Consider the following 16,282-nt stretch of genomic DNA (forward strand, 5'->3'; position numbering starts at 1 on the left):
TGGTCGGCAGTAACAAATTAACAAATAATTCGATGCGCAAGGAGTAAAAAAATGAGAGTGCTAAAATTTGGTGGCTCGTCGCTGGCATCACTGCCACGCTTTGCCGACGTTGCGCAAATTGTGCAACATCAGGCAGCTGCCGGCCCGGTATGTCTGGTATTGTCCGCCCCGCAGGGCGTCACCAATATGCTGGTAGAGCTGACCGACCTGGCTTATCTGGGATCTGACTATCAGAGTGTGCTCAGCGCACTGGCGGAGCGTTATCAACAGTTATTGAACGACGCAACAGGCTTATCTGCAGAGCAGGTGAGCCAGGTGCAGGCATTGTGGCAGCAACAGCTGGCAGGGCTGGCGTTGCATTTACAGGGCATTAGTTTGCTGCGGCACTGTCCTGACCATATTAAAGCGAAAATTCTGGGCCTGGGTGAGCAGTTTAGTGTCGCATTGATGACGGCCTTGCTGGTGGCTAATAGGGTTAATGCGCTGGCGCTGAATGCGGTGACGCTGATTAAAAGTCAGGGTGATTACTTGAATGCCAGCGCCGATATCGCTGGCTCTGAGCAAACCCTGCAACAGGCTATCGCCAAACAAAGCGCTGCGGTGTATGTGATTGCCGGTTTTGTTTCCAGCAATAGCCAGGGCGAGCCGACTCTGCTTGGCCGCAATGGTTCGGACTATTCGGCGGCAATAGTCGCAGCCAGTATCCGGGCCGCGGCGTGCGAAATATGGACTGATGTCGATGGGGTATACAGCGCTGACCCGCGTCAGGTAAAACAAACCCGGCTAATTGACCGTTTATCCTACGATGAAGCGATGGAGCTGTCGTATTTTGGCGCTAAGGTGCTACACCCGAAAACCATTGGTCCGCTGGCACGCTACCAGATCCCCTGTTATATCAAAAATACCCTGAACCCGGCAGCGCCAGGGACCTGTATTGATGTCAGCGGTGATGGTGAAGCCCTGGTAAAAGGCATTTCCAGCCTGGAGCATTTAGCGCTGTTTACCGTGTCGGGCCCGGGTTTAAAAGGGGTAGTCGGCATGGCCAGCCGGGTATTTGCCTCGATGGCCCGCTCGCAAATTTCAGTCAGTTTGATTACCCAGTCGTCATCAGAATTCAGTATTAGTTTTTGTGTATCGCAATTGCATTTAAACCGGGCACAAAAAGCGCTGGAGCAAGAGTTTGAGCTGGAACTGCAAACCGGCTTATTGCGACCGCTCAGTATTCTGGCCGATATGGCGATTGTCAGCCTGGTCGGGGATGGCATGCGCCAGCATCGCGGCGTGGCCGCCAAGTTTTTTGCTTCCCTGGCACAAGCCCGGGTTAATGTGGTGGCGATAGCCCAGGACAGTAGTGAGCGTTCTATCTCCGCAGTGGTCGAGCAGGCGGTGTGTAAAGATGCGGTGCGGGTATGTCATGAAAACTTTTTCAGCCATATTCCGAGTATCGATGTATTTCTGGTGGGCTGCGGCGTGGTGGGCGCGGAGCTACTGGCGCAAATTGAGCGCCAGCAAAGCTTTTTACAGCAACGCCAGGTAAAACTAACAGTGTACGGCATTGCTAATTCCCGCCAGTTATTATTGGCTAAAGAGGGCGTTGACCTGAGTCACTGGCAGTCAGATCTTAGCCAAAGCCACAGCAGCTTTTCGCTGGTTGCACTGAGTGACTTTGTCCGCCAGCAACATCTGACCAACCCGGTGCTGGTCGATTGTACCAGTGCCGAGGCTATTGCCAGCCAGTATGCAGATTTTCTGGCCGCTGGTTTTCATGTGGTAACCCCCAATAAAAAAGCCAATACTGCCAGCCTCAGTTACTACCGGCAATTGCGCCAGGTAGCACAGCAGCAACGGCGGCGCTTTTTATATGAAACCACGGTAGGCGCCGGCTTGCCAGTTATTGATACCTTGCAGGGGTTGCTAAATGCCGGCGATGAGTTACTGGCGTTTGAAGGCATTTTATCGGGGTCACTTTCTTACATTTTCGGTGAGTTGGAAGCCGGTGCCAGTTTATCTGCCGTCACCACTAAAGCAAAAGCGATGGGCTTTACTGAGCCGGATCCACGCGATGATTTATCCGGCACCGACGTCGCCCGTAAACTGCTGATAATGGCCCGTGAAGCGGGCATGGCGCTGGAGCTGAGCGATGTCAGCATTGAGCCGGTATTACCAGCAGACTTTGACAGCAGCGGCAGTACCGATGATTTTATGGCGCGGTTGCCGGCACTGGATGACGCGTTCAGAGCAAGGGTGAAAGCGGCAGCAGCAGAGGGTAAGGTGCTGCGCTATATAGGTGAAATTCATGATGGGAAGTGTCAGGTGGCGATTAAGGCACTGGACCAGGACCACCCGCTGGCTAAGGTGAAAGACGGTGAAAATGCGCTGGCTATTCACAGCCGTTATTATCAGCCTATTCCGTTTGTATTGCGTGGCTATGGTGCCGGCGCGGCGGTTACCTCAGCGGGGGTATTCAGCGATATTATGCGCACCCTGAGCTGGCAGCAGCAGGTGTAACGACGATGACCAATTCAACAATACAGCGGTATTTTGCGCCGGCGTCAACCGGTAATTTCTCGGTTGGTTTTGATTTGCTGGGCGCGGCCTTTGAACCGCTGCCCGTTAGAACAGCAAACGACGAGCTATTTGGCGATGTACTGGAAATTCATGCTGAGCAGAGCGAGCTGAGCCTGCAAATCAGTGGCCGTTATCGCCATCAGTTACCGGCAGACAGCAGTGATAACTTGGTACTGAGTTGCTTTTATGCCTTTGAGCAGGCTGTTGGTAAACCCTTGCCGCGGCTGGCGCTGCATTTACAGAAGAACCTGCCGGTCGGTAGTGGTCTGGGCTCCAGTGCCTGCTCTATTGTCGTTGCCTGTTATGCCTTCAATCAGTATTTTGGTCAGCCATTAACCCAACCGCAGTTGCTGCAGTTAATGGCAGAAGCCGAGGGTGGCGTTAGCGGCAGTGTTCATTATGATAATGTGGCACCAAGCTATCTCGGTGGCTTACAGCTGATGCTGCCGGGCAGTGGCAAAGCAAGCCGGGCGTTGCCCTGGTTCAGCCACTGGCGGGTGGTATTAAGCTACCCCGGCACTGTGTTATCTACCAAGGCTGCCCGGGCCTTATTGCCAAAGCAACTCAGCCTGGCCGATAGTATTGAATTTGCCGGCATGCTCAGCCGCTTTGTCAGTGCGTTATATTGTCAGGATGAAAGCGAAGCCATTGCAGCACTGCAGGATCTGGTGGCTGAGCCAGCGCGCACGCCGCTCATTCCTGAGCTGCCGTTGCTGCGCTGTGGGTTAATGGAAAAAGGCGTGTTACATCTGGGTATCTCCGGTGCCGGACCCACCTTATTCGCACTGTGTCCGGATGATAATACTGCCATTGAGGCTGCAGCATACCTGCAGCAACATTATGCTAAAAATGCTGATGCCTGTACCCGGATTTGCCAACTCTCTGCTGCTGGTGCCAGAGCGCTGCCACAGCTCCCTGCCGATTCAGGCCAAAGGAACTAAAGATGCAATTAACAAATTTAAAAGTCGCGACCGAGCAGGTCAGCTTTTTACAGGCGGTACGCCAGGGCCTGGGCCAGCAACAGGGCTTATTCTTTCCGACCCGCTGGCCAAAGCTGGATATTGACGCTTTACTGGCGCTGCCACTGGTTGAGCGCAGCAGTAAAATTTTAGCCGCATTGATTGGTGATGAGTTGCCGGAAGCTGAGTTGCTGGCGATGCTGGATCGGGCTTTTACCTTTCCGGCGCCGCTGGTAAAAGTCACCGACAACGTCAGTGCCCTGGAGCTGTTTCACGGGCCAACCCTGGCATTTAAAGATTTCGGCGGCCGCTTTATGGCGCAGGCGCTGGCTAAAGCCCAACCTGAACCGACTACGATTGTTACCGCTACCTCGGGCGATACCGGCGCTGCGGTAGCGCATGCGTTTTACCGCCAGAGCGGGGTGCAGGTGGTTATTCTGTTTCCGAAGGGCAAGATCAGTAGTCTGCAGGAAAAGCTGTTTACTACCCTGGGTGACAATATTACCACGCTGGCCGTCGACGGTGACTTTGATCAGTGTCAGGCGCTGGTCAAACAGGTGTTTGACAATAAAGCGCTGGTAGAGGAATTCAATATTACCTCTGCCAACTCGATTAATATCAGCCGGCTGTTTGCGCAGATTTGTTATTACTTTGAAGCCATAGCGCAGGTGCCGCCAGCGCAGCGGGACAAGGTGGTAATATCTGTGCCCAGTGGTAACTTCGGTAACCTGACCGCCGGCCTGATTGCCAAAGCCATGGGCTTGCCAATAAAACGGATGATTGCCGCTACCAACAGTAATGATACGGTGCCGCGCTACTGGCAAAACCAGCAGTGGCAACCGAAAACCACGGTAGCGACGCTGTCCAATGCTATGGATGTCAGTGCCCCTAATAACTGGCCACGGGTAGAGGCCTTGCTGGCGCAAGGTGTGATTAGCCGCGCTGATATTGCCGCGGTAGCAGTCGATGAAGACGATACCCAGCTTGGCGTGCGTCAATTGTGGCAACTGGGCTATTTAAGCGAACCGCATGCTGCTGTGGCCTACAAGGCACTGAAACGCAGCCTGGCAGCTGATGAGTTTGGTATTTTCTTTGGTACCGCTCATCCGGCAAAGTTTAAAGAGCAGGTTGAGAATATTCTCGGTAGCCCGATTGCGTTGCCACCGGCATTGGCCGCTTGTGCCGCAGAGTCTGGACTTAGCATCGATATTGCGGCAGACTTTGCAGCTCTTGAACAGGTGATCAGGACCTTAAAACGCGCATGACCGACTGGCAGCAACTATTGGGTGAGCAAAAACAGCAGCCGTATTTCCAAAAGCTGCTAGATGAAGTGGCGGCTGCACGCAGCGCCGGCACCGTAATATATCCGCCGCAGGCTGATGTATTTAATGCGTTTAAGCTTACCGGGCTAGCGCAGTTAAAAGTGGTGGTGTTGGGACAAGACCCTTACCATGGGCCGAACCAGGCCCATGGCTTGGCATTTTCAGTGCGGGACGGCGTAAAAGTACCGCCGTCGCTGGCCAATATTTATAAAGAGCTGGCGCTGGAATACCCGGATTTTTGCCCGCCTGGCCATGGTAATTTGCAAAGCTGGGCCGGGCAGGGGGTATTATTGCTTAATACCGTACTGACAGTAATTGCTAACCAGCCCAATTCGCATCGCAAGTTAGGCTGGGAGCAGTTTACCGATCAGGTAATAACAGCCATCAGCCAAAACTGCCAGGGTATCGTGTTTTTACTATGGGGCAGCCATGCCCAGAAAAAGGCCCGGCTGATTGACGGTGAGCGCCATCATATTCTGACAGCGCCGCATCCGTCGCCGTTGTCGGCACACCGGGGGTTTTTAGGCTGCGGCCACTTTTTGCAAACCAATAGTTTACTGCAAGACAGTAACCGTAGCGCCATTAACTGGCACTCGGTTTGCTGCTAGCTTAGCAAAGTAAGCCCAATAAACCCGTAGCTGCAGTTAAAACAACAACGCCCAATCAATGATTGGGCGTTGTTGTTATAATTCGATATCAGCCAGCTCTGGTTCTATGGTCCAGTCTATATCGCATAGCTCTTTTTTAAGACGATGACGCTCTTTTAGCTCTTCAATTTCGCGCCATTTACGCTTAACAGCTTTAGGTTTTGCTGCCGGGCGTTCCAACATGTTCAGTAATTCTTCGAAGCTTTCCATAATACGGCCTCTGCTGATGTTGTTGTAATTTTCAACGAAAGTTCTACCACACTTTGTTGTAAAATAAAATAGTTAAGTGACAACAGCGTTACAGCGATGGTAAAAATTTCAAAAAAAGCTAAGTTGGCTTATGATGCTTGCAACTGAAAACCATAGGAGCTGGCATGAAAAAAGTTGCTATTGTGACCGGCGGTAGCCACGGTATTGGTTATGCCATCGTTGAAAAGCTATTAAGTGAACAATATCGGGTGTTTAATCTGGATATAGTGCCAGGTGATCTGGGTGAATATCACGAATGTGATGTTAGCCGGGTCGTGACAGTGAAAAGTGTTATTCAGCATATTTTAAGCACAACCGGCCGCATTGATTTATTGGTGTCTAACGCGGGCCGGCATCTGAGTGCCGATATTGAAGCGACTGACGAAACTACTCTGGATAGCTTATTTGCACTTAATGTTAAAGGCGCTTATGCCGCGCTGCAGGCGGTGTTGCCTCAAATGCGGGCGCAACATAATGGTGCCATTGTGCTGCTGGCGTCAGATCAGGCCTTGATCGCCAAGAAAAACTCCTTTGCCTACAACCTGACCAAACACGCACTGGCCTCAATGGCGAAAACCACGGCACTGGATTATGCCCGTTTTAATATCCGGGTAAATGCTGTTTGCCCGGGTACCATTGAAACGCCGTTATTTCATCAGGCGATTGACCGTTACTGTGCTAACAGTGGGGCTGATAAGGCGGCTGTGGTGGCTGATGAAGCTGCCGAGCAGCCGCTGGGGCGTTTAGGCCAGCCTGCGGAAGTGGCTGCATTGGTCGCCTTTTTAGCCAGTGACAATGCCCGTTTTATTACCGGCAGTCTGCAATTAATTGACGGTGGCTATACGTGTCAGTGAGCGCTGCCATATGACCCGGCCAGAGGTGCTGCAGATTGTCGACCCGCATTTACACCTGTGGCAACTCAGTGCGGGCCAGTACCATTGGCTGCAAAGCGCCAATCCGCCTGCCTGGCCGGATAAGGCTTTATTGCAGCATGATTACTCAGTGGCAAAGCTTGAGCTGAAACCACCCTTTAAACTGGCCGCTCTGGTGCATATTGAAGCCGGCTTTGATAACAGTGCACCCGAGCGCGAGCTGGCCTGGATAGCCGGTCAGCAAATCGCCTGCCCGCACCGTGCGGTGGCGTTTCTGGATTGCAGCCTGCCAATAGCCCAGATCCAGCAAAACCTGCAGGCGCTGTTGCCCTATCAGCCAGCTGGGGTGCGGCATATTTTTGAAGGCGATGATGAGTGCTGGCTGCATGCACCGCAGTTGTTGAATATTGCCCCGCGGCTTGCACAACATAAGCTGGTGCTGGAAGTGCAGTGCAGCCTGGCCAGCTCAAAAAACGTCGCCAGAATTCAGCAGCTGGCACAGCAGTTTCCGGATTTAACGCTGGTGCTGAATCATGCTGGTTTAGCACGGCCTGAGCACTTTCACTTGTGGCAGCAGGCAATTCAGATGCTGGCCCCCTTGCCCAATGTGGCAATGAAGTTGTCTGGCTGGGAGATGTTAAATGCCGGTCGTTACAGTACCGCAGACCCCGCCTGGCAGCAGCAGGTATTTGCTGCAGTGCTCAGCGAGTGGCCGGTCGAACGGCTGATGCTGGCCAGTAATTATCCGTTATGTTTATGGCAGGGTAGTTATCAGCAGTTGTGGCGGCGCTATTACCAGTTACTGACTAAGCTGGGGCTTGGCAGCGCTGGCTGGCAGCAACTAAGTGCTGGCACAGCCAGAGCCTGTTATCGGCTGACTGAGGAATAAGCCGCCGCTCGCTATTTAATCTCAACCCGTTGTGAGCGCATAACGATCTCATCGTTAAGCTCAATACCAATCCCCGGCGCTTCTGATACCTGAAAAAAGCCATTTTTCGGCTGCGGATCCTGAAGACACAGCTCGCGGTTCCACTTTTTAATGGCGTAGGTGTGATGCTCGTGAATTAAAAAGTTAGGTATCGCGGTTTCCAGATGCAACGCAGCAGCCGTTGCCACCGGGCCGCCACAAACATGGGCCTGAATGCGGACATCAAAAATATCGGCGTAATCACAAACTTTTTTGGTCTCAGTAAAGCCGCCACACAGGCCGATATCCGGCTGCAGCACGTCGATGCTCTGATCTTCCAGATAAGGCCGCACCCCCCAGCGGTTGTAGAGCCGCTCGCCGCCGGCAATGGGCACCGCGACTTTATCAGCTACTTTGGCATGCAGGGAGTGGTTCAGGTAATTGACCGGCTCTTCAAAGTACATGCAGTCGAACTCTTTGGCTATTTCACCAATCTGAATAGCTGAGGTGGCACCGGGCAGACTGTGGCATTCAAAAATGATATCCACTTCATCACCGACGGCATCACGAATGGCCTGCATTCTTGCCCGGTACAGCTTCATTTCGGTACGGGAGATAATATTGGTACGGTCGTAGTAGGTATTGCCGTCTTTATCGTACTGAATAGGGTCAACTTTAACGGCGTCGTAGCCTTCAGCAATGGCTTTTAACGCGGCTTCAGCGTATTGCTCAGGGTGCACCAACGCTTTAAATTCCGGGCCCCAGTCAAACTGTAACTGCGAGGCATAGGTACGCAGCTTGTCGTTTACTTTACCGCCCAGCAACTGATACACCGGCAGGTTCAGGGCTTTACCTTTTATATCCCACAAAGCGGTATCTATGGCGCTCATTGCTGAGTATATAACCGGGCCGCCGCCCAGGCCCCAGAAGCTTTCGCGCAGCATCCGTGACCAGAGCTTTTCGGTCTGAAACGGGTCATGACCAATTAAAAAGGCCTCGGCCATTTCTTTAATCATTGCTGCGGCGGCACTGTGGCCTAAATCATAAGCCAGGCCGGCTTCACCGACCCCGCTGATGCCCTCATCGGTATGAATTCTGACAAAAACCGGAGTCCAGGCCGGGCGATCCGGACAATAAATATCAAATACTTCGACGCGGGTAACTTTCATGCTGACTCCTGTTAGATGGGCAACGGCTATTGGGCAAAACCGGGGTCAAGCCGGTAGGCTTTACGCAACATCGCCGGCCAGGCTAACTGACCGCCGGTGCTGCCACTGTGTACAACCTTGGCTTGCTTGCTGATATTATCCACTATCGCCTGCGGAACCGGTATTACCGGCTGGCCGCTGGCCTGCAGCGCCAACTGAATTTCGCAAGCGCGCTGTAAATCGTAAAAGCGCATAAAGGCATCACCTACCGTCGGGCCTACGGTTAAGCCGCCGTGGTTAACCAGCAACATATGGTTATGCTGGCCTAAATCGCTTTGCAAGCGGGCTTTCTCATCCTGATTAACCGCCAGACCCTCGTATTGGTGATACGCCAGCGAGCCCAGCGAAAACATCGAGTATTGGCTTAATGGCAGCAAGCCTTGCTGCTGGCTGGCCACGGCGATGGTTTCTTTGGTATGCAGGTGAATAACGCAATGGGCATCAGGTCGCACTTGATGGATAGCACTGTGAATAGTAAAGCCGGCCGGGTTAATCTGAAACGGTGTGTCATCCAGAATATTGCCCTGTAAGTCAACTTTAACCAGATTGGACGCGGTCACTTCGTCAAAGGTCAGGCCAAAGGCATTAACCAGATAATGCTCGGTTCCGGGCAAGCGTGCTGACAAGTGGGTATAAATTAAATCGCCCCAGCGATGATGCTCCACCAGCCGGTAGCAGGCTGCTAAATCGAGCCGTAGCTGCCATTCTGCGGCACTGACTTTGTCACGTAAATTGAGCTTTGGTAAAGGTTGCAACGCGTTACCTCCGACAAGCTGCCCAGCAATACGCTGGCAAATAGATGTTCAGAAGTCTAAGTGAGTTAGCAGAGGGGATCAATGGCACTGCTTAAATAAAGTGGTGGTGGCGGCGCTATCTATGCATCTTGCCCGGACAGCGTAGCTGCCCGGGCAAGATGCCATCATTATTTGTTGCCCGCTAACTCAAAGCGGTAGATTGCCGCGGCTTTGCTCTTGCCGGGGAGACGTTCAGGCGGAATTACCATCACGTCACCACCGTGCTGGACTACCTTCAGCACTAACTCTTCCAGCAAATCCGGATACTCGTTGCTGGCGTCGTACTTATCTACTTTCGCCACGGCAAGCCGATCTTTGCCGACCAGCAAGGTGGCAATCCGGCCTATTTTTGCGGCCTGTTCAATGTCCGCCAGTTTATTGGAGGCCTGCCCCTGATTTTCTGACTGGCCGTATTGTTGTAACAGGTCGTCAACTTTCTGATCATACGACGCAGCCATCAGCTGCCAGCACTGCTCGCGTAATTTGCTGGTATCAAGGTCACTTAAATCGACAGTGACGCCGTCAGCCAGCAGATTGGGGTTGTGACTGACTTCGCGGAAAAAGCCCTGATTCTCCGGTAACGCGGCTAATATCAGTGGCAATGCCGAAGGCTGGGAATAATGCTCAGTAATGGCTTTGTCGACCGCCCGGAAGTAACGCTGGCGGTCAATGTCTATTTCTTCCTGTTTATCGTTGCCTCCGGACTCGTGGGCATAGGGATCGCCGCGATCGCTGGTCGCACCGAAACCCTGATGGTAGCCGGTCTGGTCGGAAGGGGTAAGTTCATGCCCTAATGCCTGCTCTTTGGTAGCGGGCACATCAGGATGAAGTGACACTTCATTTATCGTATCGCGGTTACCTGCAAACAAACGAATACTGTCACGGCTTAAACACAATACCTGATAATTTTCGGTTGTCTGAGTCAGCCGGATTAGCGGCGATATATATGGATGGTCACAAACAAAGGTGCGCTCCGCAACTGGCTGCTCCAGCTTCAGCACTTTAAAAAAATCATCGGCTGCAAATACCGCCAGCCCATTTTGCGGATGCTGCCAGAACTCCTGGTCATCCTGCAGTTTTGCAAAGCCGTGCATCAGACTGGCCTTATCGGCATCAGGGTACTGCTGCTGCAATTTCTCCGCTAGTTGCGACAGCAGATTTTTAAACAAAATCGGGTTTTCATTGCGCTTTGGAAAACTGCGGTGAGTTGGCATATATAATGACAGACAAACCGTGTCTGCCACTTTCAGCAGTTCGCTAATGGTATTTTTGCTTAGTTGTTCATTCATAACACTCTCCTGTGTTGTTTCGGAAAAATTCAGACAATCAGCCGCGACCAGCGGCCATAACTGCTGTTTGCCGGTCCCCGGAAAATGCTGGCAACCATTATCACTGTGGCTGCTGTCAGGCTGGCAATAATAATGAGGGTGCTGCTTGGAATAACGACGGCGCAAATCATCAGGGCCAGCGCCAGCAGCAGATTAACAAAGCGCAGCGCCCGGGCTACCTCTGCCAGGGCAATAACTGATAGGGTAATAACCAGCGCCCCCAACAGGTGTTGGGCATCGGCCATGGCACCATCCACGCCCAGTAAAACCCGGCTGAACATAAGTAACAGGCCGGTAACGATACACACCATCAGGCCAGGGCAGACGCGAACACCGCCACTGAAAACATTGCTTATAATTTGCCGTGGCGATTGCTCGAAACTGTCATGGTCGCGACGGCCATCATCTTCATCGGTATCGCCGGTAAAAAAGATCCGTAGTACTGACTGGCCCTGCTGACGGCGGCGTTTAAGGAACTGGCCGGTGGCAATCAGTTCATCCAGTGAAAACGGGATCTGTAACAGCATCGCCGTTGCTGCTATCAAACAAAGGGTGCACCAGGTACCCAATACTATGGGTTGAATGATAATAAAGGTAATAGACACCACGCCCATGGGCACGATAAGAAAGCCAAATAGCACAACCAGCCAGGGCATAGTACGCCAGCGCCGGGTTGAGCCGGCAACACCAACCAGTATTTCAAACAAATATACCAGGGCACCGGCGCCGGCATCGGGCACCGGCCAGGCCTCGGATACCGATGATGTGATGATTTCGGCAGTACCATTTTTGCCGTCACCTGCAATGGCACCTTGGAAGAATGGCTCCCAGATGACATCAATATGGCCCAGCTGATAGGCCGCCATATAGGCTGAAATAAAAAAACCAATAAAAGCCAGTACAATAATCGGCAGGCGTTGCAACCAGGTTGAGGGTGAATATGACCAGCCCACCGGAATATCCGGGCCTGTCATGACTGCCACCGGCGATACCCCGGGTGCCGGGCGCAATAACACAGAAAAGGCGATCACCAACGTGCCAATAATCGTACTGTTTAAATAGACTGCTGGTGCTTCAGTCCAGAACAGCAGTGGCGCAGTAAGGACCCAGCAGCCGACTGCTGCGCTGGCCCAGCGGACAGCTGGCAGTCGCCACGACAATGCCAGAAATGCCAACAGTACTATCAGTGCACCGGACAGCAGATCACTGTAGATCATGGCCTGCGACTGGTAACCCAGCCGTGGTATTGAGGCCATTAACCAACAGCCAAGACCGATATTAAACCACGGCCCCCACAAGTTGCGCTGATATTCCTGACGGTACCAGGTTTCATGGCGTTTTCGCAGGGTTTCCGGATTGCCGCTAAGCTCTTCGGCTTCTGTCAGCCAGTCAGGCGGCCGGATCCCATTGTCCTGATACCAGGCAACCGGATCTTTTTTCAGCTGTCTCACCATTTGTGGCAACTTATCGTTAATTCTGTGCTGCGGCTGCCAGTCCAGCAGCTGGCGGGCTTGACTGATATCCAGCGCATAATGATCAGAGGCCAGTTCAATTAAAAACGGCCGGATAAACGGCTCTTCTCCATGGTCTATCGCATCGGGCACCACAGGCTCGGCTTTCAGTTGCAGCCAGGCCCCTGCTTTAGCGACCGGTTGCGGTAAACTGATGGTACGCCAGTAGTGTTCGCCGTGAATTAACTTGCCCAGCTTATCCTGCAGCTCGCTATAGCTTAATGTGTCAGGTTCGCCAGCCAGAATAGTGCAGTCCTCTGGCAGGTCATTGCGCCGCTCAATACAACGCTTGAATAACGCCAACATATCGTCCTGATGAATAAACGACTGACCGGCATCCAAATCACCTGCATATAAGTGCGACTTTAAATCCCGCTGGTAAATCCGGGCGATTTGATGGCTCAGGGTTGGCACGGCGCTATGCTCGTTATACAGGCCGGCCAGATGCAAAAAAGTGCAGGGAATACCGTTGCGGTGCTGCCGGATAGCCTTTTCAGTTTCTGCTTTAGACTCAGGATAAGCCCATTTGGGCGCTATAGGTGTGGACTCGCTGACCCGCTCGCCAGGCGATACCGGCTGATGCACCAGCATAGTGCCGGAATAAATAAACCGCTCAACTTTAAAATCGGCCAGGGCGGTTAGCAATTTCTCTGTTCCTTTAACGTTTACTTCGTCGTATAACGGCGATTTTTCGCCGGTGAAATCAAAGTAAGCCGCCAAATGAACAACTGCTGCGATATGGCCGCCGTATTGCTCTCGAAAATGATGAAATGCCAGGGCCAGCGAGTCGGCTGAGGTTAAATCCGCTTGCAAAATACCGTCGGCTTCGTCTTGATCCATGCCCACCACCTGATAGTCCTGGCGCAGGCTGTTTGCTAAAGCTGAACCAATATTGCCACCGGCACCGGTTATCAGCACTACAGGTTTCTGTTGGGTCTGGTTTGCTGATGCGGTTTTTTTATCGGGTTCTTGCTGGTTGTTAGTAGCAGACTGTATAGCGTTAATAGTATGTCCTCCTGTCTGGCTGGGTTCGCTAGAAACGGTTGCCGGTTTCATCAACATACGGGCAGAGGAAATTTAGTTAATAAAAGGTTAGACGATTTTTGCCGGGTTAACCAAACGCGGGCGAAATAAAAACACCGCTTTGCCGGAGCAAAAGCGGTGTGGTAGAGCGACGGTTCAGTTAAACGGGTTAGTTCTGCGCAGCCAGAAACTGCTTTATTAATGCCGTGGTAGAGCTATCGAAGCTGTGACTGCTATTGCCAGTAAGGGCCTGATAAATCGGGCCGGATAGTTGTTTACCGAGCTCTACGCCCCATTGATCAAAGCTGTTCAGTTGCCAGATGGCGCCCTGACAAAATACCTTGTGCTCGTAAAGCGCGATTAATGCCCCTAAATAGTAGGGTGATAACTCAGGTAGCAATAAAGTATTACTGGGTTTATTGCCCGGCGACACTTTATGTGGCGCCAGGGCTTTAGCCTGTTGCTCGTTCATACCCTGCGCCAGACATTCGGCGGTAGCTTCCTGCAGGGTTTTGCCCTGCATTAGTGCCTGAGTCTGGGCAAAACAATGCGCTGCCAGGCGGCTATGCTGGTCTTTTAACGGGTGCTTGACCTTTAGTGGCAGAATAAAGTCAGCCGGCACGGCTAACGCACTCTGATGCAATAACTGATGGTAAGCGTGCTGGCCGTTGGTGCCGGCATCGCCCCAGATCACCGGTGCGGTAGCGTATGGCAACGACTTACCGTTGCTATCGACACTTTTGCCGTTGCTTTCCATATCCAGTTGCTGCACATAAGAGGGCAGTAAACGTAAATAATGGCTGTACGGTAGCAGCGCCTGCGCCTGACAGCTGTGGCCGTTAATGTACCAGACACCCAGCAATGCCATGATCACCGGCATATTCTCAGCAAAAGGCGCATTGAAAAAATGCTGATCCATCGCCTCAGCGCCGGCTAACAGCTGGTTGAATTGCTGGTTGCCAATCATCAAAGCAATCGGCAGACCAATAGCGGACCATAACGAGTAACGACCACCCACCCAGTCCCACATCGGCAGAATGTTTTTCTGTTCAATACCAAATTCGTCGGCGGCGCTGATATTAGACGAAGTGGCCCAGAAGTGATGGGCAATAGCGTGTTTATCGGCGCCATGCTCAGTAAACCACTGACGGATAGCCAGTGCATTTTGTTTGGTTTCTTCGGTACCGAATGATTTTGATGCTACCACTACCAAAGTTGTCGCCGGGTTTAATCCGGCCAGAATATCGCTGATGACAGCGCCATCAATATTACCGGCAAAATGCAGCTTAACCGGGCTGCAGTGATAGGGCGTCAATGCCTCTACTGCCATTTGCGGCCCCAGTAAAGAGCCACCGATACCGACCCAAATCAGATCGGTTATAGCATTGCCCTGATATCCCAGATACTGTTGCTGGTGCAGGGTGTCTACCAATGCCGCCATTCTGGCCCGGCACTCAGTAATTTGCTGACCAATATCTTCACCATTCAGCATTAAGCCGGTGACATCCTGCTGGCGCAGCCGGGTATGCCAGACCGCCCGTTGCTCAGTATTATTGATAGCAGCACCCTGCTGCATTTGCTGGCGCAAGCTACTTATTTTACTGTCAGCAGCCAGTTGCTGCAATGCCTGCCAGCTGGTGTCATCAATCAGGTTTTTGGCATAGTCCAGGGTTAAACCGCAGGCTGTTGTGCGATAGCGCGCTGCCCGGTTAGGGTCGTCTTTGAACGCATCACGTAAATTGCCACTTTGGTTACCCAGTTCCCTCAGCTGACTTAAATGATCAATAAAACTGCCCGACATAAAGTGCTCCTGTGCTGCTGCCAATCCGTTGATTTCTAACTGGGTTAAAGTTGTTAAGTAGGTTAAAGTTGTCCGGCAATTAACTGCTCCAGCTTGCGCTGGTCAATGGCAAACTTGCGGATACCCTCGGCCAGTTTTTCAGTCGCCATCGCATCTTCGTTCAGCTGCCAACGGAACTCACTTTCACTCAACGCTGTAGGTTTAGCGGTTTTAGCGCCACCATCGACCAGTTTCACATCCAGGGTGCCGGTTTGTTTACTCAACTCATCCAGTAAACCCGGGCTGATAGTCAACCGATCACAGCCGGCCAGCGCCAGCACTTCGCCGGTATTGCGGAAACTGGCGCCCATTACCACAGTGGCATAACCATGTTCTTTGTAAAAATGGTAAATATCACGCACCGATAACACGCCCGGATCAGTATCAGCGGTATAGTCTTGCTGGGTGTTGGCTTTGTACCAGTCGAGAATACGGCCGACAAAAGGTGAAATAAGATAGGCACCGGCTTCAGCACAGGCCCGGGCCTGAGCCATATGGAACAGCAAGGTAAGATTACATTGAATACCTTGCTGCTCTAACTGACGGGCTGCCTGAATACCTTCCCAGGTTGACGCCACTTTAATCAGAATACGGTCAGTACTTACACCATTTTGCTGATACAGCTCAACCAGCTGCAGTGCTTTTGCAACGGTTGCTTCAGTATCAAATGATAAGCGGGCATCCACTTCGGTTGATACCCGGCCTGGCACCAGCTTACTGATGGCGGTGCCAACATCAACCGCGAACTTGTCGCAGGCTAGCTCCAGTACTGCAGCTTTGCCACTGGCATGTGCTTTGGCATAATCAATGGCGGCACTCAGCATCGGTTTGGCAAAATCAAGCTGACTGGCATTAAGTAATAATGAAGGGTTAGTGGTGGCGTCAACTGGCCGGAACTGTTCAATTGCGCCCAAATCACCACTGTCTACGACCACTGTAGTGACGGCTTTAAGTTGGCTTAATAAATCACTCATATAGTTTAATTACCGTTTTTTTGACGAATTTTAGGGTTTATGCCGATGCCAGGCAATAAATGTAGAAATATTACTACAAA

At 52.1% G+C, this 16,282-nt stretch carries 13 protein-coding genes; 6 read left to right on the top strand and 7 right to left on the bottom strand.

Features of this window, described 5'->3' with window-relative positions:
* Positions 1 to 27: 27 nt before the first annotated feature.
* The 4 genes from thrA to ung are packed head-to-tail and all read left to right on the top strand — an operon-like array spanning position 28 to position 5,457.
* Positions 28 to 2,508: a bifunctional aspartate kinase/homoserine dehydrogenase I gene (gene thrA, locus KG631_RS05840; RefSeq protein WP_365868307.1), complete on the top strand. Its 2,481-nt coding sequence runs from the start codon at positions 28 to 30 to the stop codon at positions 2,506 to 2,508.
* A gap of 5 nt (positions 2,509 to 2,513) precedes the next feature.
* On the top strand, positions 2,514 to 3,509 hold the full coding sequence (thrB, locus tag KG631_RS05845) for a homoserine kinase (RefSeq protein ID WP_213996535.1): 996 nt from the start codon (positions 2,514 to 2,516) through the stop codon (positions 3,507 to 3,509).
* Positions 3,510 to 3,511: 2 nt separating this feature from the next.
* A complete protein-coding gene (gene thrC, locus KG631_RS05850; protein ID WP_213996537.1) occupies positions 3,512 to 4,792 on the top strand; it encodes a threonine synthase in 1,281 nt (426 codons plus the stop codon).
* Positions 4,789 to 5,457, top strand: a complete 669-nt coding sequence (ung, locus tag KG631_RS05855) for a uracil-DNA glycosylase (RefSeq protein WP_213996539.1) — start codon at positions 4,789 to 4,791, stop codon at positions 5,455 to 5,457. The genes thrC and ung overlap by 4 nt, the downstream gene beginning before the upstream one ends.
* 75 nt (positions 5,458 to 5,532) lie before the next feature.
* Here the strand turns inward: ung and KG631_RS05860 are convergent, their stop codons facing one another.
* Positions 5,533 to 5,706 carry a DUF3545 family protein gene (locus tag KG631_RS05860; RefSeq protein ID WP_019675643.1) on the bottom strand — a complete coding sequence of 58 codons (174 nt, stop codon included), beginning with the start codon at positions 5,704 to 5,706 and terminating at the stop codon, positions 5,533 to 5,535.
* Between the two features lie 164 nt (positions 5,707 to 5,870).
* Between KG631_RS05860 and KG631_RS05865 the strand changes: the two genes are divergently transcribed.
* The gene (locus KG631_RS05865) at positions 5,871 to 6,599 is read left to right on the top strand and encodes an SDR family oxidoreductase (protein WP_213996543.1); all 729 of its coding nucleotides are present in this window, start codon (positions 5,871 to 5,873) and stop codon (positions 6,597 to 6,599) included.
* Positions 6,580 to 7,506, top strand: coding sequence for an amidohydrolase family protein (locus KG631_RS05870; RefSeq protein WP_213996549.1), 927 nt, complete (start codon positions 6,580 to 6,582; stop codon positions 7,504 to 7,506). The genes KG631_RS05865 and KG631_RS05870 overlap by 20 nt, the downstream gene beginning before the upstream one ends.
* Before the next feature lie 11 nt (positions 7,507 to 7,517).
* On the opposite strand, the gene KG631_RS05875 is transcribed toward KG631_RS05870, so the two are convergent.
* The 6 genes from KG631_RS05875 to tal all read right to left on the bottom strand — a co-directional run bounded on the left by KG631_RS05875 (position 7,518) and on the right by tal (position 16,202).
* The gene (locus KG631_RS05875; RefSeq protein ID WP_213996553.1) at positions 7,518 to 8,693 is read right to left on the bottom strand and encodes a mandelate racemase/muconate lactonizing enzyme family protein; all 1,176 of its coding nucleotides are present in this window, start codon (positions 8,691 to 8,693) and stop codon (positions 7,518 to 7,520) included.
* Between the two features lie 26 nt (positions 8,694 to 8,719).
* On the bottom strand, positions 8,720 to 9,487 hold the full coding sequence (locus KG631_RS05880) for a class II aldolase/adducin family protein (RefSeq protein WP_213996556.1): 768 nt from the start codon (positions 9,485 to 9,487) through the stop codon (positions 8,720 to 8,722).
* Between the two features lie 167 nt (positions 9,488 to 9,654).
* Complete coding sequence (locus KG631_RS05885; protein ID WP_213996559.1) at positions 9,655 to 10,815, bottom strand: hypothetical protein; 1,161 nt, start codon at positions 10,813 to 10,815, stop codon at positions 9,655 to 9,657.
* A 29-nt stretch (positions 10,816 to 10,844) separates the two neighbouring features.
* Complete coding sequence (locus KG631_RS05890; protein ID WP_213996562.1) at positions 10,845 to 13,421, bottom strand: vitamin K epoxide reductase family protein; 2,577 nt, start codon at positions 13,419 to 13,421, stop codon at positions 10,845 to 10,847.
* Between the two features lie 136 nt (positions 13,422 to 13,557).
* Positions 13,558 to 15,189, bottom strand: coding sequence for a glucose-6-phosphate isomerase (pgi, locus tag KG631_RS05895; protein WP_213996565.1), 1,632 nt, complete (start codon positions 15,187 to 15,189; stop codon positions 13,558 to 13,560).
* A gap of 62 nt (positions 15,190 to 15,251) precedes the next feature.
* Positions 15,252 to 16,202 carry a transaldolase gene (gene tal / locus KG631_RS05900; RefSeq protein WP_213996571.1) on the bottom strand — a complete coding sequence of 317 codons (951 nt, stop codon included), beginning with the start codon at positions 16,200 to 16,202 and terminating at the stop codon, positions 15,252 to 15,254.
* Positions 16,203 to 16,282: the final 80 nt, after the last annotated feature.

It is taken from the genome of Arsukibacterium sp. (assembly GCF_018402695.1).
Taxonomy (GTDB): domain Bacteria; phylum Pseudomonadota; class Gammaproteobacteria; order Enterobacterales; family Alteromonadaceae; genus Alishewanella.

What these genes read in the sequence shown, in the direction of transcription:
- thrB (WP_213996535.1), top strand. Translation starts at nt 2,514, where the DNA reads ATGACCAATTCAACAATACAGCGGTATTTTGCGCCGGCGTCAACCGGT.
- thrC (WP_213996537.1), top strand. Translation starts at nt 3,512, where the DNA reads ATGCAATTAACAAATTTAAAAGTCGCGACCGAGCAGGTCAGCTTTTTA.
- ung (WP_213996539.1), top strand. Translation starts at nt 4,789, where the DNA reads ATGACCGACTGGCAGCAACTATTGGGTGAGCAAAAACAGCAGCCGTAT.
- KG631_RS05860 (WP_019675643.1), bottom strand. Translation starts at nt 5,706, where the DNA reads ATGGAAAGCTTCGAAGAATTACTGAACATGTTGGAACGCCCGGCAGCA.
- KG631_RS05865 (WP_213996543.1), top strand. Translation starts at nt 5,871, where the DNA reads ATGAAAAAAGTTGCTATTGTGACCGGCGGTAGCCACGGTATTGGTTAT.
- KG631_RS05875 (WP_213996553.1), bottom strand. Translation starts at nt 8,693, where the DNA reads ATGAAAGTTACCCGCGTCGAAGTATTTGATATTTATTGTCCGGATCGC.
- KG631_RS05885 (WP_213996559.1), bottom strand. Translation starts at nt 10,815, where the DNA reads ATGAATGAACAACTAAGCAAAAATACCATTAGCGAACTGCTGAAAGTG.
- KG631_RS05890 (WP_213996562.1), bottom strand. Translation starts at nt 13,421, where the DNA reads ATGAAACCGGCAACCGTTTCTAGCGAACCCAGCCAGACAGGAGGACAT.
- pgi (WP_213996565.1), bottom strand. Translation starts at nt 15,189, where the DNA reads ATGTCGGGCAGTTTTATTGATCATTTAAGTCAGCTGAGGGAACTGGGT.
- tal (WP_213996571.1), bottom strand. Translation starts at nt 16,202, where the DNA reads ATGAGTGATTTATTAAGCCAACTTAAAGCCGTCACTACAGTGGTCGTA.